Source organism: Rhodococcus chondri (assembly GCF_036327435.1).
In the GTDB taxonomy this organism is placed as follows: Bacteria; Actinomycetota; Actinomycetes; order Mycobacteriales; family Mycobacteriaceae; genus Rhodococcus; species Rhodococcus chondri.
Window position 1 is genome coordinate 1 of sequence record NZ_JAUZMZ010000272.1, and the last position, 3,996, is coordinate 3,996.

Here is a 3,996-nt window from a genome sequence, read left to right on the forward strand (position 1 = left end):
GTCGCGCGTGCGCGGAGCCTGTCCGCCACCGCGGCGGCGGCGGCTTCGAAGCGTCCCACCTCGGCTTCTCTGGCGGTGTCCGGGATGGTCGTCGCGGACGACGTGACGATCTCGCACCGAGGTGTCGGGCGGATCACCGGGCCGTAACCCACTCCGGGGACCACCGGCGTGCCGTGCAGCACGTGCGCCGCCTTGTTCATGTTTGTCTCCTCGCCGGTCGAGTTGTCGTGTGACCGAGATTACCCTCAGGCATTGACATGTCAACACATACGGGCGTAAAACAACATAAAGCAACATGAATCCGGCCGAGGAGTGAGGGTGTACCCAGAGGAACGGCAGCAGTCCATAGCCGAGCTGGTCGGCCGACGCGGCCGCGTCTCGGTGGCCGATCTCGCGGGTCGGTACGCGGTCACCACCGAAACCGTGCGCCGTGATCTCGCGCTCCTCGAACGCCTGGGCCACGTCCGCCGGGTCCACGGCGGAGCTGTGCCTTCGGCCGCCATCACCGTCACCGAGCCTGCCCTGGCGGACCGTGAACACGCCCGCGCCGGCCAGAAGGACCGCATCGCCGCCGCGGCAGCCGCATATCTGCCGGCCGCCCGAGGCAGCGTCGTATTCGACGCCGGAACCACCACCGGCCGGCTCGTCGCGGCACTACCGACCGACACCGAGCTCACCGTCGCCACCAACTCCGTGCCTATCGCAGCTCGTCTCGCGGGCCTCGGCTCGGTACAGCTGCACCTGATCGGGGGGCGCGTGCGCGGCATCACCCAGGCAGCGGTCGGTGAGGACGCACTGCGATTCCTCGGAACCCTGCACGTGGACGTCGCATTCATCGGCACCAACGCACTGAGCGCCGAACACGGATTGTCCACCCCCGACTCCGACGAGGCCGCCGTCAAACGTGCCATGGTGCGCTGCGCCGATCGCGTGGTGGTCGTTGCCGATTCGTCGAAGATCGGCCGACGTCACCTGCTCAGCTTCGCTCCCCTCTCGGCGGTGGACGTACTGGTCACCGACACGGACATCGACGATGCCGACCGACTCCAATTGACCGATCACGGAATCGAGGTGGTGACGGCGTGATCGTCACACTGACCGCCAACCCCAGCCTGGACCGCACAGTTGTGCTGACCGGCCCACTCGAACGCGGAACGGTCCAGCGCGCCGCCACGGCTCTCGTCGATCCCGGCGGCAAAGGCATCAACGTGGCCCGTGTGCTTCACGGTGCGGGCCGTCCCGTCCTGGCCGTGCTACCGGCGAACACGGGCGATCCGCTGCTCGCGGCACTCGACGACCGCGGTATCCCGTACTGTTCGGTCCCCACCTCGGGCCCGGCCCGGACCAACATCACCATCGCCGAACCCGACGGCACCACAACAAAACTCAACGAACCCGGTACCGACTCCGGCGAGGCAACGATCACCGGGCTGCTGGCGGCCGTGGCCGACAACGCAGCCGGGGCCACGTGGGCGGTGCTCTCCGGGTCACTGCCCCCCGGTGTCCCCGACGGGTGGTACGCCGACGTGGTTCGTGCACTGCGTTCCACGCACTGTCGCATCGCCGTCGACACCTCCGAAGGTCCCCTGCTCGCGCTGGCCGCGCAGTTCCCAGAGGCAGCGCCCGATGTGATCAAACCCAACACCGACGAACTCGCCCAGCTGACGGGAGCCGACGCCGCGAGCCTCGAGGCCGCGGTGCACTCCGGAGACCTCACCCCGGTGGTGACCACCGCGCGCAGCCTCGTCGAGCGCGGCGTCGGAGCAGTACTGGCCACCCTCGGAGGCGCGGGAGCCGTACTCGTCTCATCCGACGGTGCGTGGCGGGCCGTTCCTCCCCCGGTCGTGGCCCGCAGCACGGTCGGGGCCGGCGACTCCTCCTTGGCAGGGTTCCTCCTCGCCGAACAGGCCGGGCTCGGCCCGGCCGACCGGCTGCGACACGCCGTCGCCTACGGCAGCGCCGCAGTGGCCCTGCCCGGCACCGAACTACCCGGACCTGTCGACGCCACCGTCGTGCAGGTCACGGATCTCGACATTCCCGCCCGCTCGCTCCCCCACCCGTAAAGGACACCTCATGTCAGACATCGCATCCGGTCGCCCCCGCGGACCCGCGATCATCGACACGGATCTCATCACCCTCGACTCCGATCTCGGCGCCGACAAGGAATCCGTCGTCGCCGCCCTGAGCGCCCGGCTCGCCGCCGCAGGTCGCAGTTCCGATGCCGACGCCCTCACCGCGGCCGTGCTCGAGCGGGAGTCGAAGTCCGCGACCGGTCTTCCCGGCGGTCTGGCAATTCCCCACTGCCGGTCCGGCGCCGTCACGACGGCCTCGCTCGGATTCGCCCGGCTGTCTCCGAAGGTGGATTTCGGCGCGCCCGACGGGCCCGCCGACCTGGTATTCCTCATCGCCGCACCGGAAGGGGCGGGCGGTGACCACATGAAGCTGCTGACCGCGCTCGCCCGCGCCCTGGTCCGGCCCGACTTCGTGGCGGCGCTGCGAAACGCGCGTACCGCCGACGATGTGGTCGCCCTGGTCGAAGAGGTCCTTCCTCCGCCGACCGAATCCGCACCTCCCGCCGAGAGCCCGGCTCCGGAAAGCACGAGCGGAGCCGCGGACCCAGCGTCCGGTGCGAACACCCGGGCCCGCACGGTCGTGGCCGTGACCGCCTGCCCGACGGGAATCGCCCACACCTACATGGCGGCCGACGCCCTCACCGCTGCCGGTGAGCGCGCCGGAGTAACACTGCACGTCGAGACACAGGGCTCGAGCGGCAGCACCCCGCTGCCGGCTTCGGTGATCGCGGCTGCCGACGCGGTCATCTTCGCAACGGATGTGGGCGTCAAGGGTCGCGAACGCTTTGCGGGCAAACCCGTCGTCGCCTCCGGAGTCAAGCGTGCGATCAACGAACCCGACACGATGATCGGCGAGGCGCTGCGCGCCGCGCGCGATCCGTCCGCAGCCAAGATCGAACCCGGGCAGGCCGCCGCCGGCACCGACGCCGACGCGGGCTCGGAACTCGGCTGGGGCACACGGCTACGTCAGATCCTGCTCACGGGTGTGAGCTACATGATCCCGTTCGTCGCGGCCGGCGGTCTCCTCATCGCCCTGGGCTTCCTGCTCGGCGGCTACGACATCTCGGACTCTGCCGCAGACATCGTCGTCGACAACACCCTCACCGATCTGCCGGACGGAGGCCTGGCCACCTATCTCGGAGCCGTCCTGTTCCAGATCGGCTCGCTGGCCTTCTCGTTCCTGGTGCCGGCGCTTGCCGGGTACATCGCGTTCGCCATCGCCGACAGGCCCGGGCTCGCACCCGGTTTCACCGCTGGTGCGGTTGCCGTGTTCGTCGGTGCGGGCTTCATCGGCGGTCTGGTCGGCGGCATCATCGCCGGTTTCGCCGCGCTGTATGTGAGCAGAATCCCGCTCCCCACGTGGGCGCGGGGGCTGATGCCCGTGGTCATCATCCCGCTGCTCGCGAGCCTGGTGGTCGGCGCATTGATGTTCGTCGTACTGGGACGTCCGCTCGCCGCGATCACCAGTGGCCTGACGAACTGGCTCAACGGTCTCTCGGGTGGCTCGGCCGTGATCCTCGGCGTCATCCTCGGACTGATGATGTGCTTCGACCTCGGCGGACCGGTCAACAAGGCCGCATATGCCTTCGCCGTCGCGGGGCTCGACGTCTCCAATCACGCATCGCTGCAGATCATGGCCGCGGTAATGGCTGCCGGAATGGTCCCGCCCCTGGCGATGGCGTTGTCGTCACTCCTCCGTCCCCGGCTCTACAGCTTCGCGGAACGCGAGAACGGTAAGGCCGCGTGGCTGCTCGGGGCGTCGTTCATCTCCGAGGGTGCGATCCCGTTCGCCGCAGCCGATCCGATCCGCGTGATCCCGTCGATGATGGTCGGCGGCGCGGTAACCGGTGGCATCGTCATGGCCACCGATGTCACGCTCAGCGCACCGCACGGCGGCGTGTTCGTGATCTTCGCGATGGACAAC

General features: G+C 69.3%; 4 protein-coding genes. 3 read left to right on the plus strand and 1 reads right to left on the minus strand.

All coding sequences use genetic code 11. From position 1 onward, the window contains the following. The coding region (locus tag Q8814_RS24795; protein WP_330154618.1) for a phosphoenolpyruvate-utilizing N-terminal domain-containing protein at positions 1-200 on the minus strand (200 nt) is incomplete at its 3' end. A 118-nt stretch (positions 201-318) separates the two neighbouring features. On the opposite strand from Q8814_RS24795, the gene Q8814_RS24800 reads away from it, so the two are divergent. From Q8814_RS24800 to Q8814_RS24810, 3 genes are all read left to right on the plus strand, one after another. Continuing rightward, a complete protein-coding gene (locus Q8814_RS24800) occupies positions 319-1,086 on the plus strand; it encodes a DeoR/GlpR family DNA-binding transcription regulator (RefSeq protein WP_330154619.1) in 768 nt (255 codons plus the stop codon). Then, positions 1,083-2,063, plus strand: coding sequence for a 1-phosphofructokinase family hexose kinase (locus Q8814_RS24805; RefSeq protein ID WP_330154620.1), 981 nt, complete (start codon positions 1,083-1,085; stop codon positions 2,061-2,063). The genes Q8814_RS24800 and Q8814_RS24805 overlap by 4 nt, the downstream gene beginning before the upstream one ends. Before the next feature lie 10 nt (positions 2,064-2,073). Continuing rightward, a partial coding sequence (locus tag Q8814_RS24810; RefSeq protein ID WP_330154621.1) for a PTS fructose transporter subunit IIABC occupies positions 2,074-3,996 on the plus strand: 1,923 nt, incomplete at its 3' end.